We start from the raw sequence: 18,212 nt of genomic DNA on the forward strand, positions 1-18,212 counted from the left end.
TTTATTCTCATCGCGCATAACCCAATCAACGCTCCCCAAACTACTTGGAGTTGCAGGTAGGCGGCAAGTGAGTGAATCCCCATGAGCATAGGCAGACTATGTGATTGGGGTGAACGAACGTAGCCAACACCGCTGCAACTTCAAGTAGGCAGGGGATGAAGCCCACTTCGGTGGGCTTTTTGTTTTTAAATCCGCCCACTTTCTGGCCTGAACATCAGTGGCAAATCTGCTACACTCTGCGCCAATCTAAACCCGATGAGATCTTAAGCCATGCCTTGGATTCAAATTAAACTCAATGCGACCAACGACAATGCAGAAGCAATTGGCGATATGCTGATGGAAGAAACTGGCGCTGTGTCAGTCACTTTCCTCGATGCCAAAGATACCCCTGTATTTGAACCTCTACCGGGCGAAACCCGCCTATGGGGCGATACCGATGTGGTCGCACTGTACGAAGCGGATATGGATACCTCGCTGATCCTTCAGCAAATCAAAGCCAGCAACATGCTCGCGGAAGGTTTTGCGCACAAAGTGGAGCAAGTGGAAGACAAGGACTGGGAACGCGAATGGATGGATAACTTCCACCCAATGCAATTTGGCCGTCGCCTCTGGATCTGCCCAAGCTGGCGTGAAGTGCCAGACCCACAAGCGGTGAACGTGATGCTCGACCCAGGCTTAGCTTTTGGTACTGGTACTCACCCTACGACCGCACTGTGCCTAGAGTGGCTGGATAACCTCGACCTAAGCGGCAAAACCGTGATCGATTTTGGTTGTGGCTCGGGTATTCTGGCGATTGCCGCCATCAAACTTGGTGCCGCGAAAGTGATCGGGATTGATATCGATCCACAAGCACTACTGGCGTCCAAAGACAACGCTGCGCGTAACGGCGTGGAAGATCAAATCGAAGTTTACCTGCCAAAAGATCAACCCGAAGGTTTGGTGGCCGATGTGGTGGTCGCGAACATTCTGGCCGGCCCACTGCGTGAGCTTTCTCCGATCATCAAAGGACTCCTGAAGCCCGGCGGCCAACTGGCCATGTCTGGCATTCTGGATACGCAAGCCGAAAGCGTGGCGGAATTTTACCGTGACGATCTGGAGCTTGACCCCATCGCAGAAAAGAGCGAATGGTGTCGCATTTCTGGCCGCAAGCTAGGCTAGATAAGACTTTGCGGCCTAATTGACTGATAAATCGACTATTTGGCAAAACAATTTGCCAATGCTCAAATATTAGTCTTTTCAGGCATCAAAAAAATGCGTAAAATGCGCGCCCTTGCTGGTACGAAGCTGTGAAGACGTTTTGAAAATCGGAAACTATCAACTTAAGAACAATCTGATCGTCGCCCCAATGGCGGGTGTCACCGACAGACCCTTTCGAGAGTTGTGTTTACGCTACGGGGCAGGAATGGCGGTCAGTGAAATGATGTCGTGCAATCCTGCGTTGTGGAAAACGGCCAAATCGCAAAACCGCATGGTACATGAAGGCGAATCGGGCATTCGCTCAGTACAAATTGCGGGCAGCGATCCACAGCTGATGGCCGAAGCCGCGCAGTTCAGCGTTGAAAACGGTGCGCAAATCATCGATATCAACATGGGCTGCCCAGCCAAAAAAGTAAATAAAAAGCTCGCGGGCTCTGCACTGCTGCGCTATCCGGATGTGATTGAAGACATCTTGAAAGCGGTAGTGAATGCAGTGAATGTGCCAGTCACACTCAAAACCCGAACGGGTTGGGATACAGACAATAAAAACTGTCTCTCGATTGCTCAATTAGCCGAAGACTGCGGCATACAAGCACTGGCTCTCCATGGACGAACTCGTGCCTGCATGTACAAAGGTGAGGCGGAATACGACAGCATTAAAGCGGTCAAAGCGGCTGTGAGCATTCCGGTTATCGCTAACGGTGATATCGATAGCCCGGAGAAAGCACGCTACGTACTGGAGTACACCGGTGCAGACGCTTTAATGATTGGCCGTCCTGCCCAAGGACGACCATGGATTTTTCAGGAAATCCAACACTTTTTGGAACACGGCACCACAATGCCAGAACTTCCGATTTCGGAAGTGAAAGACATCATGCTTGGTCATGTAACCGCACTCCATCAGTTTTATGGAGAGTACTTAGGCCCACGGATTGCGCGCAAACACGTGAGTTGGTACCTGCAAGAGCATGAACAAGCGAGTGCGTTTCGCCGTACCTTCAACGCCATTGAGACTGCTGACCAGCAACTCGATGCGCTCGAAGGGTATTTTGATAACGTTGCATCATAATTAAGAGAAGAGCTAGACCGAATATGTTCGAACAAAATCTGACTTCAGAAGCTTTAACCGTTACTACCGTAACTTCACAAGACCAAATCACGCAAAAGCCACTGCGTGACTCTGTTAAAGCGTCTCTTAAAAATTACTTGGCTCAACTGAACGGCCAAGAAGTGACTGAACTGTATGAATTAGTTCTAGCTGAAGTTGAACAACCACTTCTGGACACCATCATGCAATACACTCGCGGTAACCAAACTCGCGCAGCAACCATGATGGGTATCAACCGCGGCACTCTTCGTAAGAAACTGAAAAAATACGGCATGAACTAATCTTCACCGACGTTTTTTTAAGCCCTGACTTTGTCAGGGCTTTTTTATTGGCTTGTATTCCACACACTCAATGGTTGTGCGCATTCCGTCACTTCTTCATAATGTTACTCATAACATTTTATAAAAGACTCAATAACCTATGACAAAAAAACAGCGCGCGACATTGCAAGATGTGGCGGATCAAGTTGGCGTAACAAAAATGACTGTGTCGCGTTATCTGAGAAGCCCGGATTCCGTGGCTGCGGCCACGCGGGAGAAGATAGCACTCGCCGTTGAGGCTTTGGGATACATTGAAAATCGCGCCCCCGCGATGCTTTCTAAATCATCCAGTAAAGCGATTGGTATTTTACTGCCTTCCTTGTCGAACCAAATTTTTGCCTCTTTTGTGCAAGGGATTGAAGCGGTGACCAAAGCCAATGGCTATGAAACCCTACTCGCCCACTTTGGTTACGATGAGGAGGAAGAAGAGCGCAAAATTGCTTCGCTGCTCGCGTATCAAGTCGATGGTCTTATTCTCACCGAAAGTCATCACACTCAGCGCACTTTGCAGATGATTGCCAGCTCTGGCGTGCCTGTCGTCGAAACCATGGAGCTCCCTGCTAACCCGATTGATATGGCCGTGGGTATGGATCACGTTGAAGCCTCATATCAAGCCGTGAAAAAAATTATCGCGGCGGGTAAACGTTCGATCGCCTATTTCGGCGCACGGCTCGATACCCGTACCAAACTGCGTATGCAGGGCTATGACCAAGCGATGCAAGAAGCCGGACTGCCTATCAAGCACGTGCTGACTGGCTCACACTCCAGTTTCTCTCTCGCCGCTCAGTTGCTTGATGAAGCCTTCGCGCGTTACCCCGATCTGGATGGTGTATTCTGCACCAACGATGACATCGCGATTGGTACTCTATTGGTGGCGCAGCAGCGTGGGATTCGGGTGCCCGAACAGCTTTCCGTGATTGGCTATAACGCACTGGACATCGGCCGCACCATCACGCCAAAGCTGACTAGCGTTGATTCGCCACGTTATGCGATTGGTGAAAAAAGCGCTGAGCTACTGATTGCCGCACTCAAAGGTGAACGTGCCGAGCAGCAAGTCGTCGATATGGGCTATCGATTTACTGCCGGTGAGAGTGTGTAACACCAGCACTCCACAAATGATAAAGATGAAAAAGGCGGTACACACCGCCTTTTTTGATGCTTCAACTTACCCAAGGTTAAACAATAAAGCTCGCACCTTGTTCGGCGGAAGAGACCGCTTGGCGCATCACTTTAAACAATTCGCGTCCCCACATTTGCTGATCGCGCTCGGTATCTAAGGCGAGAGCTTGGCGATGGCTCATGTCGGTTAAGTTCTCAAGCGTGCCTGTTGTGCAATCCAAGCGCAGCAAATCCCCATCACGCACTAAACCAATCGCACCGCCGCGTACCGCTTCTGGTGACACGTGAATCGCCGATGGAATTTTACCTGACGCGCCCGACAAACGACCATCGGTCACCAGCGCGACTTTGAATCCAGCCTTTTGCACGTTGCCCAAAATCGGCATTAATTTATGCAATTCAGGCATACCATTCGCCGCGGGGCCATTGTGCGTCACCACCACAATGCAGTCTTTATTCAGTTCACCACGCTGGTAAGCCGCTTCCACTTCGTGCTGACACTGGAAAACTACCGCCGGCGCTTCAATGATGCGTTGTTCTTCTTTCACCGCCGAGACTTTGATCACTGCGCGGCCTAAGTTCCCGTTCAGCATTTTAGTGCCGCCAGTGGTTTGGAAGCACTCGCCACTCGCCGCGATCACCTGCGCATCACGCGTGCCTTCGCACGCCATCCAACGCAGCTCCCCCGCCACCAACTCAGGCAGCGTCAGTTGATCGCTAAACTCACCAAATACCGGTGTGACATCCGAGTGCAGCAATTTAGCTTCATGCAAACGCTTCATTAAGGCTGGCACGCCGCCCGCTTGTTGGAAGGCATTCATATCCGCAGGGCCATTCGGGTAAACCTTCGCCAGCAGTGGAACCACATCCGACAGATCACTGATGTCCTGCCAGGTCAGCAAAATCCCCGCGGCACGTGCCACCGCCAACATATGAATGGTGTGGTTCGTACTGCCACCAGAAGCCAGCAGAGCGACAATCCCATTGAGCAGACTTTTCTCGGTCACGACTTGATAGAGCGGACGATACTGCGCTGAACCTTGGGTCATGCTGGCAATTTTTACCGTCGCGTCATCGTTCAATGCTTGGCGCAGCGCCGAATGAGGATGCACAAACGCCGAGCCCGGCAACATCAGCCCCATGGCTTCAAACACCAATTGGTTGGTGTTGGCGGTACCGTAGAAAGTACACGTACCCGGCGCGTGGTAAGCCTGACACTCCATATTCAGTAGCGCCTCTTTCCCCACTTCACCCGCCGCATACTTTTGACGAATATCCACTTTCTCTTCGTTACTGATGCCGGTTGCCATTAAACCCGCAGGCATAAACGCAGTCGGCAGATGGGCGTAAGAAAGCGCGCCCATCAATTGCCCCGGCGCGATTTTGTCACAAATACCGAGCAGTAAAGTGGCATCAAACACATTGTGACTGAGGGAGAGTGCGGTCGCCTGCGCAATCAAATCACGGGAAAACAGAGACATATCCATCCCCGGCTGACCTTGGGTCACGCCATCGCACATGGCGGGTACGCCACCGGCGACCTGCGCGGTATGGCCATACTCGGCTAACACCATCTTGATGCGGTCTGGATAGTGCTGATAAGGCTGATGCGCGCTGAGCATATCGTTATAAGAAGTCACAATCGCCACATTACTGCGCGTAAAATCGAGGATCGCTTTTTTCTCTGTGCTGCAAGAGGCCGCCACTGCGTGGGCTAAATTACCGCAAGAGAGTGAGGTGCGACCTTTGCCGGCTTTTTCTTGTGCTTGACTGCGTGCAATGAAGGCCGCACGTGCTTCACGGCTACGCTCAATCAGGTTTTGAGTGACCTTGGCTAAAATAGGATGAATCATAGACCCTCCTGCTCTTGCAGTGCTTGAATCGCACAGCTCACCACTTCCTGCACTGAACAATCAATAGGGATGATCAGGGTTTGCGGCTCACCATCAGGGCGCTCTAAGGTTTCAAATTGGCTGTTGACCATGTTCTCTTTCATGAAATGGCCTTGGCGAGCACGCATACGCTCCATGATCAGCTCTTTCGAGCCATCTAAGAACAAGAAGGTCACGTTTTGGTTGCCTTCGCGGATCTGGTCACGGTACTGCTTTTTCAGTGCCGAACACACAATTACGCCGTGTTCATTTTTGCTCTCAAGGCTGTAAGCAGCATCGCGAATGCGCTCTAACCAAGGTTTACGATCTTCATCATTGAGCGGCTGGCCGGAGGCCATTTTCTGAATATTGGCACGCGGATGAAGATCATCGCCATCAATGAATTTTCGCCCAGTCTGCTTTGCCAATAACTCACCAATGGTGCTTTTACCGCAAGCACAAACCCCCATCACAATGATGCTACTACCGGCCATAACGACTCCTTAAAACCAAACTTGCGCGTGATCGCATTTTTAAAATTCACTTCGAAATATGGGTTTATCTTATTCATGTTATGGGTAACATGTTACCGGTAACTTCACTAAATGTGAGCTATAACACAAACTATAAATCTGGACGGTGAACTCATGGACCCCTTACTACAAACCTCTGATCCTACGTATCTATTAACCGTGGCGGCGGTCGCCATTATTGCGCTACTGCTGCTGATTATTCGTTTTAAAATCCACGCTTTTGCTTCACTGACCTTAGTCAGTTTAGGCACTGCGATCGCCACTGGCGTGGCATCTGACAAAGTGGTGTCAACCATGATGACAGGCTTTGGTGGCACGCTGGCCTCGGTGGCTTTGCTGGTCGGCCTTGGCGCTATGATTGGTAAAATCTTGGAAGTGACGGGCGGTGCGAAAGTGCTGGCAGACACGCTGATCGGCCGCTTTGGCGAGCAGCGCGCACCGTTTGCGCTCGGTGTGGCATCACTACTGTTTGGCTTCCCCATCTTCTTTGATGCGGGCCTGATTGTGATGATGCCGATCATCTTCAGCGTCGCGAAACGCTTTGGTGGCTCACCCCTTAAATACGCGCTGCCTTCAGCCGGTGCGTTTGCGGTCATGCACGCCTTTGTGCCACCGCATCCGGGACCGGTTGCAGCGGCAGAACTGCTCGGCGCAAACATAGGCTTGCTGCTGATTGTTGGCTTACTCGTGGCCATCCCGACTTGGTACTTGGGCGCTTATCTATTTGGTCTGTATGCCGGTAAGAAATTCGATATTCCTTTGTCGAAAGCCTTCTTCAATACCGATGCAATCATTGATGAAGCCAAGCTACCAAAATTTGCCACGGTCATGACCATTCTGGTGCTGCCGGTGCTGCTGATTTTTATGGATACCGGTTTGAACACCCTTGCGGTCGCGGGCATGATTGATGGTAAAGCTCCCGCAGTCGAATTCCTGCGTATGCTGGGTAAAACGCCTATTGCTCTGCTGATCACTCTGCTCGTCTGTATCGCGGCGTTCGCCAAAGATTACGGCATGGCACGCCTAGAAAAACTGTGTGGCGACTCGCTTGCCCCCATCTGCGCGGTGATTTTAGTCACCGGTGCGGGCGGCATGTTCGGTGGCGTACTGCGCGCGAGCGGCATTGGTAGCGCACTGGCTGGCGTGCTGTCGGATACCGGTATGCCCGTTGTGGTCGCCGCGTTTGTGATTGCGACCTGTTTACGCGTCGCGCAAGGTTCGGCCACGGTCGCTCTGACCACGACGGCCGCCCTGATTGCACCGACGGTGGCGGCGACCACCGGCCTGTCTGAGCTTGACCTGTGCTTTATCGTGATTTCGATTGCCGGCGGTGCTACTGTGCTTTCACACTTTAACGATTCTGGTTTCTGGCTGGTGTCGCGTTTGATGGAGATGGATGAAAAAACCACTCTAAAAACGTGGACTGTGATGGAAACCCTTTTGGGCGGTATCGCCTTCCTGATTGTGGCAACACTCAGCTTTATTCTGTAGAGGTATGGACTCATGACCATTGAACAACGCTTACGAGCGATCAAAATTATCCCTGTTATTGCGATTAATGATGTCGCCCACGCACTGCCACTGGCCAAAGTGCTGGTTGAAAACGGTTTGCCTTGTGCAGAAGTGACTTTCCGCACCGCTGCGGCCGCGGAATCGATTCGCATCATGCGTGAGGCGTATCCAGACCTGCTGATTGGCGCGGGCACTGTGCTCACGACAGCGCAAGTGGATGAAGCGATTGCGGCGGGAGCTGATTTCATCGTGAGCCCAGGACTTAACCCGACCACAGTGAAATATTGTCAGCAGCGCAATATCGCGATCATTCCGGGCGTCAACAACCCAAGTTTGGTGGAACAGGCCATGGAAATGGGTCTGCGTACCCTGAAATTCTTCCCGGCCGAGCCATCTGGCGGCATTGCGATGCTGAAAGCGCTGAGCGCGGTATACCCAGTGAGCTTTATGCCAACGGGCGGTATCAATCCAAACAATGCGCAAGAATATCTGGCGCTCAAATCGGTTGTCGCGTGTGGCGGCACTTGGATGGTACCAACTGACCTGATGGACAAAGGCGACTGGGATGCACTGGCTAAGCTGGTGCGTGAAGTCTAGCGCAAACAACATATCGACAAAGCCAAGCTATGCTTGGCTTTTGAACAAAAAGAGAGAGCCGTTCGGCTCTCTCTGTATATCAGCGTCCATTGGGGAATTACGCTGTCTTTATAGGGTGATTCAAGCTGGCTTAGTCTTTCAGCACTTTCACGGTGTAAGAGCCATCTTTTTGGCGATACAAACCGTGAATATCAGTATCAAAACCTGGGTAATGCGCGCCGATTTCACACAGCATTTCCAAGAAATCCAACACAGGGCGAGAGCTGTCTGTCACCATTTCACCTGGCAGCACCAATGGCACGCCTGGAGGATAAGGCAGGATCATATTGGCGCTCACGCGACCCACCATCTCGTTAAGCAGGATCTCTTCGGTTTGACCGCGCAGCTCTTGTTGCCATGCCACGTGTGGCGTCACTTTCATCTCTGGCAGCACATCGAACGCTTTGTACATCAGCTCTGGCAATTGGTATTTACGAGTTAAGTCGTGAATGCCTTGCGCCAACTCTTGAATACGCATGCCTTCGTAGAAAGCTGGGTCTTCACAGTACAGTGAAGGCAGCATGGTACGAATGGTCAGGTTCAGATCGTAACCGCGTTTGAACTCCGTCAAGCCGCGCAGCAACTGCATCGCTTTTGACTTATCAATACCGATAGAGAACAGGAACAGCAGGTTGTAAGGGCCGGTTTTCTCAACCACGATGCCGTGTTCATCAAGGTATTTAGAGACCAGTGATGCCGGAATACCGCTCTGCTCCAATTCGCCATCTTTGCTCATTCCCGGAGTGAGCAGAGTGATTTTAATTGGATCAAGGTACATGTGGTTGTCATCAAGATTCTTGAAGCCGTGCCAATCTTGGTTTGGGTCGAGTTTCCAGCACTCGGTGGTCTCAATGTTCTCGGGTTGCCACACATCGAAGAACCAGCCTTCGCTCTCGCCTTTCAGACGTTTGATCTCTTTGCGGAAGCGAATCGCACGATCAATCGAATCTTGCATCAGCTTACGGCCGGTGTTGCCACGCATCATCGCCGCCGCGGTTTCCGTCGATGCCACAATGCCATACTGCGGTGAGGTTGAGGTGTGCATCATAAAGGCTTCGTTGAACGACTCTCGGTCAAACTCACCTTTGACATGAATCATCGAGGCTTGCGAGAACGCCGCCAGCAGTTTGTGGGTGGACTGCGTTTCGTAGAACACTTTGCCCGGCATCGCTTCACCACTCATGCCGCACTTGCCTTCATAAATACGGTTGAAGTTAGTGTAAGGTACCCATGCACTGTCGAAGTGGATGTGTTTGCAATCCAGCGACTCTTTGATGAACTGGGTGTTGTACAATAGGCCATCGTAAGTCGAGTTGGTGATCACCGCGTAGCTTGGCGCGCTCGCACCCGGAGTGTTTGCCACTTTCTCAGCAATCACTTCACGGCTGAATTCGCTCTGTGGAATACCACCGAGAATGCCGTAAGCGTTACGGGTTGGACGGAAGTAAATGGGGGTCACGTCCGTCATCATCATTAAGTGAGTCAATGATTTATGGCAATTACGATCCACCAGCACTGTGCTGCCCGCAGGCGCGGAGAACATACCGACGATCTTGTTCGAGGTCGATGTACCGTTGGTCACGATGTAAGAAGTATCGGCATTAAACGTGCGTGCGATGTACTCTTCCGCTTCTTTGTGTGGACCGGAGTGATCCAGCAGTGAGCCCAGTTCTGGCATCGAAATCGATACGTCCGCTTTGAAGGTATTTGGACCGTAGAAATCGTAGAAAATGCTGCCAACAGGGCTTTTCTGGAACGCAGTACCGCCCATATGGCCCGGAGTACAGAAGGTGTATTTACCCTCTTCCACGTATTTGAACAGCGCCTTAGTAAACGGAGGCATGATTGCGTCTTTGTACTCTTGAGTCGCTTGGTTGATCTTGATGGCGATATCGTCGGCCATGCCCAGAGCGTATTCGAAGAAATGCACGTTGATGCGCAGGTCGGTTAGCGAAATATCTAACGTCGATTGCTCATTGGCAAAGGCGTGCACTGGCAGTTTTTCATTGACTTTACTGATGCGCTCACACAGCTCTAGCGAGTATTTATCCCAGTCGAACAGCACGCCGCAAATGCGTGGGTTCATCTCAATCATCTTGATCAGATCTTTGTCATCCACCGGATAAACCACGTCGTAACCGGCTTTTTCTAATGCTGCATGCAGTTGGCGAACAGGCTCTTCTTTAAAGAACACACCCATGTGGTTCAAGATAGCGAAAATATTCATTTGGACATCTCCAAGGCGAAAAAAGGCGCTCTCTGTGCACTGCACAGTGAGTAAGACGAGCGCCATAGTGAATTCAGAAAGCTGGCGTGGCAGACGCCAGCAGAGTCAATCAGAACTGAGCCGAAGCTGGTTGTGGATGAGTCTCAAGATATTTATCCAGACCCGCTTTTTTGCTGTAGAACATCAAAATAATCAGCGACATGATGAAGGTTGCAGTCAGGGTTGAACCTTCAGCTCCCGCCAGCGCCACCATACAGAACAGGCTGGCAATACCGGAGAACAGCATCACAAACGTATTGCGAGTGGTCATGCCTTCGAAGCGGATCAGGTTAATGCTGGAGTAGAAATAAGGCAGCATGGTCAGCAGAACCGCATCGGTGGTCAGTTGGTTAAACAGATCGGAAGCGTGCGCAGTTTCTGAGCTGAAGAACATCAGCACCAGCATCAGCAATGTCATCATGCTGGAAGCAATCAGCAGACCTTTTTTCGGCACACCGTTGCGATCGGTTTCACCGAACACTTTCGGGAAGTTACCATCGTTCGCGGCACGTTTGCCCGCTTCGCCGACCAGCATCATCCAAGAGCCAAGTGACGTGAAACACGCTAGTGCAGTAAAGGCAGACACGAATGGCGCAGTCCAGCTACCAAACAGTGCAGTGGTCGCCAGTGCAAAAGGTGCACCGGATGCCGCCACTTCAGACGCAGGGAACATGCCGCTGATCATTTGAGTTGATAGCACATAGATAAGGCCCGCAAGACCAGTACCTAACATTGTTGCCAGTGGCACAGTGCGTTTTGGGTTTTCGACCATACCGGAAGAAACCGCTGCCGATTCAACACCCACGAAAGACCACAGACAAATCAGCACTGCGGTGATCACCGCATGGCCATCGCTACCAGCAGACACGTTCCAGTTTTGGCTGTAGAGCGCGCTGTCAAAGTGCGTCCAACCAAACAGAGCCGTACCGACTACAGGGATCAAAATCAGCACCAAACCAATGGTACATAAGCGGCTTACCCAGCTACCACCAAGCAAGTTGACTAAGGTAAATAGCCAAACCGAAGCAATGGTCGCTAAACCAGCAGGGATCGGGTTATTCAGCACCGGGAAGAACACCGAAAGGTAAGAAACACCGGTAATCGCAATCGCCAAATTACCAATCCAGTTAGCGTGGTAGTAAAGCACGCCCGTTTGGAAACCAAACACCGGTGACACTTCCCCTGCATAAGCAATCGGGCCACCCTCTTGCGGGTTTTTGGTTGCCAAACGAGCAAACACAAACGCCAAACTGAGTGCGCCAACAATGCAGATCAGCCAGCTATAAATGGAAATTGAACCTACGCTCGCTAGCGTAGAAGGAAGCAGCGCAATACCACTGCCCATCATGTTGCCAGCCACCACACCCGTACAGGCGATCAGGCCGATTTTTTTTGCATTTGATGACATAACATCTCCAAATCGATTCTATCCCCAAACGACTTGGAGTTGCAGGTAGGCGGCAAGTGAGTTCATCCCCATGAGCATAGATAAACTATGTGATTGGGGGGAACGAACGTAGCCAACACCGCTGCAGCTTCAAGTAGCCAGGTGATACTTAAGTTACAAAACTCAAACTGAATGGGTTAGCGAGATGTCATGAGTGCAATCACCTGCGCTACCTCGCTAAATTTCGAGGTGCAGACTACGCCCAAAAAAACGAAAAAAAATAAACTTCCGCTTATCAATAAAATGATGAGCCAAGCATGAACTTCTTGATATCAACCTGATAAACACCACCTATAAACCTCTTTACTTTCATATCTTTAATGAAAAACCTAAAAATATCAGGAGAGAAGACTAAAAATATCAAGGTGAAAACATCACGCTAAATGCTGCTCTGTGGAGCCATCAGGAGGGAGGTTTATCGCCAAAACTGTTGGTCTTGCCATAAGATTTGTCACTCAACTGGCAAGACGCCCGATTCTGCGACATCCATCGGCAGAGAATGCCAATGAGGCTCACTGAATTTGGCTTGGGGAATAGGCTCAAACGAATTGCGATGAGAAGTTAAACGGCTAGTGAGTACATAGACATCGTTCGATGTGATTGGCGGTGTTTTTCAGTCAGAAGGATTCCGAGAGATAAAGCGGCGCGCCCTCCCCTCTAAACCGTGCTAAAGCCAGTTCGGAGAAAGAAGGCGCAAGTTCGCTCTATCCCCTTCTTACCAGTCATTCCAAGTCGTTTGGGGATAGAGAGATGAGATTGATCGTAGACAAGCGTTACAGTAAACGAACCACCGAAGGATGCACCGAGCGGTACATGGCGTAATCAATGGATTTTAAGTTGGAGTGGAACACCAAGTTTTCGCACAGCAGATAAGTTTCCAGCGATGTGTCCATATAAAACGCTTCACTGTAGGCATCGCTTGCGCCATCCAGATCGCCTTTGAGTTCAGCGTGCTTGCCTTGCAGCACATATGAAAGCACCGATTCCCGCAAACCCTGAGCTTGCGCCAAATAGCGCGTGGCCGCTTCCACTTGGTTTTCGACTGTCGCTTGCAGTGCTAACGCTTCATAAATGCGTGGCTGCACCACCGCTTGAGGGGAGTAACTCACCTGCTGCAACTGCTCACTCAACACCAGCATGCGATCTTGATTGAGCGCCTGATCTGGGCTGAGCGCTTGCTGCACATGGTAGGCAATCAGTAATTCGGCTTGGACATAATGGTTATCCGGCTCTAATTTCAGCACTTGCTCCAATAAATAAATGCCTTTTTGGAACTGCTGACGATCGGCAACATTCAAGTAATGATTGGCGCGCACATACAGCCCTAACGCCGCGGGTTGACGCGGAAAATCCACCAACAAACGCTGTGCTTGCTGCTCTGCATTCGGGATTTTCAACGCTTGCATTACATCCCATTCCGCACTTTTCAGCACAGAGGCCAGATGCTGGCTATCGAGCGGATATTGGCGACTAAACAGCACCGCATCGGAAGAGTTATTCTTAAGCTCAAGATCTAAAAACTCATGGCCATCTTTGTCATTGACTCGCACCATGATTGACTTACCGGGCAAAATGCCTGAGCTGTAAGCCGTTTTACCGAGAATCACCCGATAATCACTCACTTGGGTCAGATCGGCCATCAGCTTTTGTGCGATACCATCGGCAAGCTCATGCGTGAGCGCCTGAGCATGAAAACCGTCTTGGAATTTAAATTCAATCAGATGGGTATCCACCACTTGGGTGATGCGCACTTGAGACTGCTGCACAGTAAAAAAGCCCATCGCTACAATCACTAAGCCAATCCAGATCGCATTGAGCAGGTTTAAGCGCCAACGGCTCACATTCGGCTTGCTTGATTTTTTTGGTTGCTGGCTTTGGCACACGGCACGCGTTAACGGGCCGGCAGGAAACACGATCTCGGGAACGGCTTCTTCCACGTCGTCGATATCGTCCGTCAAACAGACATCACTGGCTGCCGACTCTTCTTGGCGAGAAACGTAAGGATTGCCATCGAGACGCTGCACATTCGCGACTAACTTATAGCCACGCTTAGGCACCGTCACTACATAGCTGAGGTTTTCTTCGCGTCCGTCGCGCAATAGCTTACGCAACTCAAAAATGGATTGAGTGACCACTTGGTCGGTGACAATCGCCCCGTCCCAGACATGTTGAATGAGCTCCTCACGGCCGAATACCTCTCCGGCATGCTCCGCAAGAAAATGCAGTAAATTAATAAGACGCGGCTCGGCCGAGACCTCCCTATCTTGGCGATACAGCTTATTCTCATCAATGCACAGAACCCAGTCATTGATTTGAAAACAGATTCCAATCATAGAATAGCTCTTTGTATCAGGAAGATAGCATCGGTAAGAGGCAGAATATGCTCGAGCACCACACACCGATGAAGAACGAAATTATAAGTGCACTACCCTATTTCACCTACTATTGATAAGGCTAAAAATTGCAAACTTAGGTTGTTTAACCACCAAACAACCACATGACCAGCAATAAAATTCAAATTATCCTTACAAATCAGAACATAAGTTTGGCATTATTTCTCTACTCTAACGCGGCTAAAATCGAGCAGTGGCTGGCATTATCTTCGACATGCCCACAGCAGGCATCATTGATTTTTTTCAGCGCGCTGCGAATACGAGTCAGCTCTTCAATCTTTTGGTCGATCAGCGCCAGCTTAGCGCTGGTGATCGCTTTCACTTCAGCGCAGCTGTGTTCAGTCGCTTCCAAACGAATTTCCAGCAGCTCTTTAATCTCTTCAAGACTCAGCCCTAACTCTTTGGCTTTTAAAATAAATGTGACTTGTTGCTGGTTCTTTTCATCGTACAGGCGATAGCCCGACTCGGTGCGCGTTGCCGGAGCAATCAGGTCGTTTTTTTCATAAAAACGCAGTGTATCGGTGGAAACGCCACAGCGTTTGGCTAACTCCCCAATCTGAAACATCACGACTCCTCCTCCCTTACTGCTTGGCGTAGTTTGGGAATATTTAAGCTTTCGTTAAAATTTGTGCTTGAAAAACCGGTTTTTAGCGATTATTTTCCCCATGCCAAACGATTGCGCGAGATCTTTTGTAATTATTTGGTTAGAATACGCGCCATTCAAATCGCGGCGAATAAGGTATTTCCCCAAACGGCTCTGTTGTTTTTTGCGCAGTGAGGCTTTGAAGCGAGCTTCCCCAACTGCGCACAGCAGATCACTTTCGGCAAATATCTTTTAAAGGAAAATGGAAGCATGAACAACGCTCGTCCTATTCACCGTGCGCTTCTCAGCGTATCAGATAAAACCGGCATTGTTGAGTTCGCTAAAGCGCTCGCGGAACGTGGCGTTGAGCTGCTCTCAACCGGTGGCACTGCACGCCTGCTCGCCGAGCAAGGCCTTGCGGTAACGGAAGTCTCCGATTACACCGGCTTCCCAGAGATGATGGACGGGCGCGTCAAAACCCTGCATCCGAAAGTGCATGGCGGTATTTTAGGCCGTCGCGGCCAAGATGACGCGGTGATGAATACCCACGGCATCCAGCCGATCGATATGGTGGTGGTGAACCTCTATCCTTTCGCACAAACGGTGGCAAATCCAAATTGCACGCTGGCTGATGCGGTGGAAAACATCGATATCGGCGGACCGACTATGGTGCGTTCTGCAGCGAAAAACCATAAAGATGTGACCATTGTGGTGAATGCTCATGATTACGAGCGTGTGATCCGCGAAATGGATGCTCACCAAAACTCCCTGACTTTAACCACGCGTTTTGATCTGGCGATTGCCGCTTTTGAACATACCGCCGCGTACGATGGCATGATTGCCAACTACTTCGGCACGCTCGTACCTTCTTATGGTGATAATAAAGAAGGGGATGAAGAGAGCAAATTCCCTCGCACGTTCAATGCGCAGTTCATCAAAAAGCAAGATATGCGTTACGGCGAAAACAGCCACCAAGCGGCCGCTTTCTATGTTGAAGCCAACCCACAAGAAGCCTCAGTGGCCACCGCGCACCAAATCCAAGGTAAAGCCCTTTCTTACAACAACATTGCGGATACCGATGCCGCACTGGAGTGCGTTAAAGAGTTCAGTGAGCCTGCCTGTGTGATTGTCAAACACGCGAACCCATGTGGTGTAGCGTTGGGCGACGATCTGCTGCAAGCCTACAACCGCGCTTACCAAACCGACCCAACCTCGGCATTTGGCGGCATCATTGCCTTTAACCGCGAGCTGGATGGCGAAACGGCCAAAGCGATCATCGAGCGTCAGTTTGTTGAAGTGATCATCGCGCCGAAAGTCTCGCAAGCAGCAATCGACGTCGTCGCAGCCAAGCAAAACGTACGTTTGCTGGAGTGTGGTGAATGGCAAGGCCAAACCACAGGATTTGATTTGAAGCGCGTGAATGGCGGCTTATTGGTGCAAGACCGTGACCAAGGCATGGTGGCACAAGATGACCTGCAAGTGGTTTCCACTCGTCAACCCAGCGACGCTGAGCTGAAAGATGCTCTGTTCTGCTGGAAAGTGGCGAAATACGTGAAATCCAACGCGATTGTGTACGCCAAAGGCGACATGACTATCGGTATCGGCGCGGGTCAAATGAGCCGGGTTTATTCCGCGAAAATCGCCGGAATCAAAGCCGCCGATGAAGGCTTGGAAGTGGCAGGCAGCGTGATGGCTTCCGATGCCTTCTTCCCCTTCCGTGATGGGATTGATGCTGCGGCCGAAGCGGGCATCACCTGTGTTATCCAACCGGGTGGCTCAATGCGCGACCAAGAGGTGATTGATGCGGCCAACGAACACGGTATGGCGATGATCTTCACCGGTATGCGTCACTTCCGTCATTAATTGGCATGATTGGTATGGAGTGCAACGCGCCCCATCTTGTTTAAGTAAGGATTTCACAATGCAAGTTCTCATCATCGGCTCTGGCGGTCGCGAACACGCACTGGCGTGGAGAGTGGCACAAAACCCACAAGTTGACACCATTTACGTCGCGCCCGGCAATGCGGGTACCGCCCTTGAGCACAAGGTGCAAAACGTCAACATCGGCATCACCGACATTCCAGCACTGGTTGCCTTTGCCCAAGATAAAGCGATTGAGCTGACCATTGTTGGCCCAGAAGCACCACTGGTGATTGGTGTGGTGGATGCGTTTCGCGCTGCAGGTTTACCGATTTTTGGCCCAACCCAAGGCGCAGCGCAACTGGAAGGCTCCAAAGCCTTCACTAAAGATTTCCTCGCGCGTCACAACATCCCAACTGCGGCTTACGCCAACTTCACTGAAATTGAGCCAGCACTGGCGTATGTACGTGAAAAAGGTGCGCCGATTGTCGTGAAAGCCGACGGTTTAGCGGCGGGCAAAGGCGTGATTGTTGCCATGACTCTGCAAGAGGCCGAAGACGCAATTCAAGACATGCTGGCTGGTAATGCGTTTGGTTCAGCAGGCAGCCGCGTGGTGGTTGAAGAATTCCTTGATGGAGAGGAAGCGAGCTTTATCGTGATGGTTGATGGTGAAAACGTCCTGCCTATGGCCACCAGCCAAGATCACAAACGCGTGGGCGATGCCGATACTGGCCCGAACACGGGCGGTATGGGGGCTTACTCACCAGCGCCAGTGGTGACACAGGACATCCATGATCGCGTGATGCGTGAAGTGATTTACCCAACCGTGCGCGGAATGGCAGCCGAAGGCAACACCTACACCGGCTTCCTCTACGCGGGTTTGATGATTGATAGCGCTGGCGCACCGAAAGTGATTGAGTACAACTGCCGCTTTGGTGACCCAGAAACCCAACCGATCATGATGCGTCTGCAATCGGATCTGGTTGAGCTGTGCCAAGCAGCAATTGCGGGCAAGCTGGATCAGGTGGAATCAAAGTGGGACCCACGCGCCTCGATCGGTGTGGTGCTTGCCGCTGGCGGCTACCCAGGCGATTACGCCAAAGGTGAGGTGATTTCAGGTCTACCGACCCAAGAAAGCGCAGGACAAAAAGTGTTCCACGCGGGCACTGAAACCCAAGGCGACCAAGTGGTGACTAATGGCGGTCGCGTACTGTGTGCCACGGCGCTGGGTAATACCGTATTAGAAGCGCAGCAACGCGCTTACCAACTGGCGGATCAAATCAGTTGGAATGGTATGTTCTGCCGCCGCGATATCGGTTATCGCGCGATTGCGCGTGAGCAAGCCAAGTAAGCGGGCATCCATCTTC

At 51.1% G+C, this 18,212-nt stretch carries 15 protein-coding genes; 9 read left to right on the plus strand and 6 right to left on the minus strand.

The window, feature by feature from the left end; genetic code table 11:
- The first annotated feature begins 270 nt into the window (after positions 1-270).
- The 4 genes from prmA to CEQ48_RS17610 all read left to right on the plus strand — a co-directional run bounded on the left by prmA (position 271) and on the right by CEQ48_RS17610 (position 3,724).
- Positions 271-1,158 carry a 50S ribosomal protein L11 methyltransferase gene (prmA, locus tag CEQ48_RS17595; RefSeq protein WP_001145803.1) on the plus strand — a complete coding sequence of 296 codons (888 nt, stop codon included), beginning with the start codon at positions 271-273 and terminating at the stop codon, positions 1,156-1,158.
- Positions 1,159-1,297: 139 nt separating this feature from the next.
- Positions 1,298-2,266 (plus strand): tRNA dihydrouridine synthase DusB, encoded by a 969-nt coding sequence (gene dusB, locus CEQ48_RS17600; RefSeq protein ID WP_001905559.1) that lies wholly within the window; start codon positions 1,298-1,300, stop codon positions 2,264-2,266.
- A gap of 23 nt (positions 2,267-2,289) precedes the next feature.
- Positions 2,290-2,586 (plus strand): DNA-binding transcriptional regulator Fis, encoded by a 297-nt coding sequence (fis, locus tag CEQ48_RS17605; protein ID WP_000462885.1) that lies wholly within the window; start codon positions 2,290-2,292, stop codon positions 2,584-2,586.
- Positions 2,587-2,725: 139 nt separating this feature from the next.
- A complete protein-coding gene (locus CEQ48_RS17610; protein WP_000163081.1) occupies positions 2,726-3,724 on the plus strand; it encodes a LacI family DNA-binding transcriptional regulator in 999 nt (332 codons plus the stop codon).
- Positions 3,725-3,800: 76 nt separating this feature from the next.
- Here CEQ48_RS17610 and edd read toward each other — a convergent pair whose 3' ends face one another.
- Both edd and CEQ48_RS17620 read right to left on the minus strand, forming a co-directional pair.
- A complete protein-coding gene (gene edd / locus CEQ48_RS17615; protein ID WP_089072101.1) occupies positions 3,801-5,597 on the minus strand; it encodes a phosphogluconate dehydratase in 1,797 nt (598 codons plus the stop codon).
- On the minus strand, positions 5,594-6,109 hold the full coding sequence (locus CEQ48_RS17620) for a gluconokinase (protein WP_000919108.1): 516 nt from the start codon (positions 6,107-6,109) through the stop codon (positions 5,594-5,596). The genes edd and CEQ48_RS17620 overlap by 4 nt, the downstream gene beginning before the upstream one ends.
- 153 nt (positions 6,110-6,262) lie before the next feature.
- Here CEQ48_RS17620 and CEQ48_RS17625 point away from each other — a divergent pair, with 153 nt between their 5' ends.
- Complete coding sequence (locus CEQ48_RS17625) at positions 6,263-7,639, plus strand: GntP family permease (protein WP_000371414.1); 1,377 nt, start codon at positions 6,263-6,265, stop codon at positions 7,637-7,639.
- Positions 7,640-7,651: 12 nt separating this feature from the next.
- The gene (locus CEQ48_RS17630; protein ID WP_089072102.1) at positions 7,652-8,257 is read left to right on the plus strand and encodes a bifunctional 4-hydroxy-2-oxoglutarate aldolase/2-dehydro-3-deoxy-phosphogluconate aldolase; all 606 of its coding nucleotides are present in this window, start codon (positions 7,652-7,654) and stop codon (positions 8,255-8,257) included.
- Positions 8,258-8,387: 130 nt separating this feature from the next.
- Here the strand turns inward: CEQ48_RS17630 and CEQ48_RS17635 are convergent, their stop codons facing one another.
- The 4 genes from CEQ48_RS17635 to zntR all read right to left on the minus strand — a co-directional run bounded on the left by CEQ48_RS17635 (position 8,388) and on the right by zntR (position 14,967).
- Positions 8,388-10,523, minus strand: a complete 2,136-nt coding sequence (locus CEQ48_RS17635) for a lysine decarboxylase CadA (RefSeq protein ID WP_089072391.1) — start codon at positions 10,521-10,523, stop codon at positions 8,388-8,390.
- A gap of 109 nt (positions 10,524-10,632) precedes the next feature.
- Positions 10,633-11,970: a cadaverine/lysine antiporter gene (gene cadB / locus CEQ48_RS17640; RefSeq protein ID WP_000097428.1), complete on the minus strand. Its 1,338-nt coding sequence runs from the start codon at positions 11,968-11,970 to the stop codon at positions 10,633-10,635.
- Positions 11,971-12,782: 812 nt separating this feature from the next.
- A complete protein-coding gene (gene cadC, locus CEQ48_RS17645) occupies positions 12,783-14,342 on the minus strand; it encodes a lysine decarboxylation/transport transcriptional activator CadC (RefSeq protein ID WP_055034211.1) in 1,560 nt (519 codons plus the stop codon).
- 226 nt (positions 14,343-14,568) lie between these two features.
- Positions 14,569-14,967, minus strand: a complete 399-nt coding sequence (gene zntR / locus CEQ48_RS17650) for a Zn(2+)-responsive transcriptional regulator (RefSeq protein ID WP_198301194.1) — start codon at positions 14,965-14,967, stop codon at positions 14,569-14,571.
- Positions 14,968-15,000: 33 nt separating this feature from the next.
- On the opposite strand from zntR, the gene CEQ48_RS17655 reads away from it, so the two are divergent.
- From CEQ48_RS17655 to purD, 3 genes are all read left to right on the plus strand, one after another.
- Positions 15,001-15,180 (plus strand): phosphoribosylamine--glycine ligase, encoded by a 180-nt coding sequence (locus CEQ48_RS17655; RefSeq protein WP_089072104.1) that lies wholly within the window; start codon positions 15,001-15,003, stop codon positions 15,178-15,180.
- Positions 15,181-15,255: 75 nt separating this feature from the next.
- On the plus strand, positions 15,256-16,848 hold the full coding sequence (gene purH / locus CEQ48_RS17660; protein ID WP_001057879.1) for a bifunctional phosphoribosylaminoimidazolecarboxamide formyltransferase/IMP cyclohydrolase: 1,593 nt from the start codon (positions 15,256-15,258) through the stop codon (positions 16,846-16,848).
- Between the two features lie 58 nt (positions 16,849-16,906).
- Complete coding sequence (gene purD / locus CEQ48_RS17665) at positions 16,907-18,196, plus strand: phosphoribosylamine--glycine ligase (protein WP_089072105.1); 1,290 nt, start codon at positions 16,907-16,909, stop codon at positions 18,194-18,196.
- The last annotated feature ends 16 nt before the right edge of the window (positions 18,197-18,212 follow it).

The organism is Vibrio tarriae, from assembly GCF_002216685.1.
GTDB lineage: Bacteria > Pseudomonadota > Gammaproteobacteria > Enterobacterales > Vibrionaceae > Vibrio > Vibrio tarriae.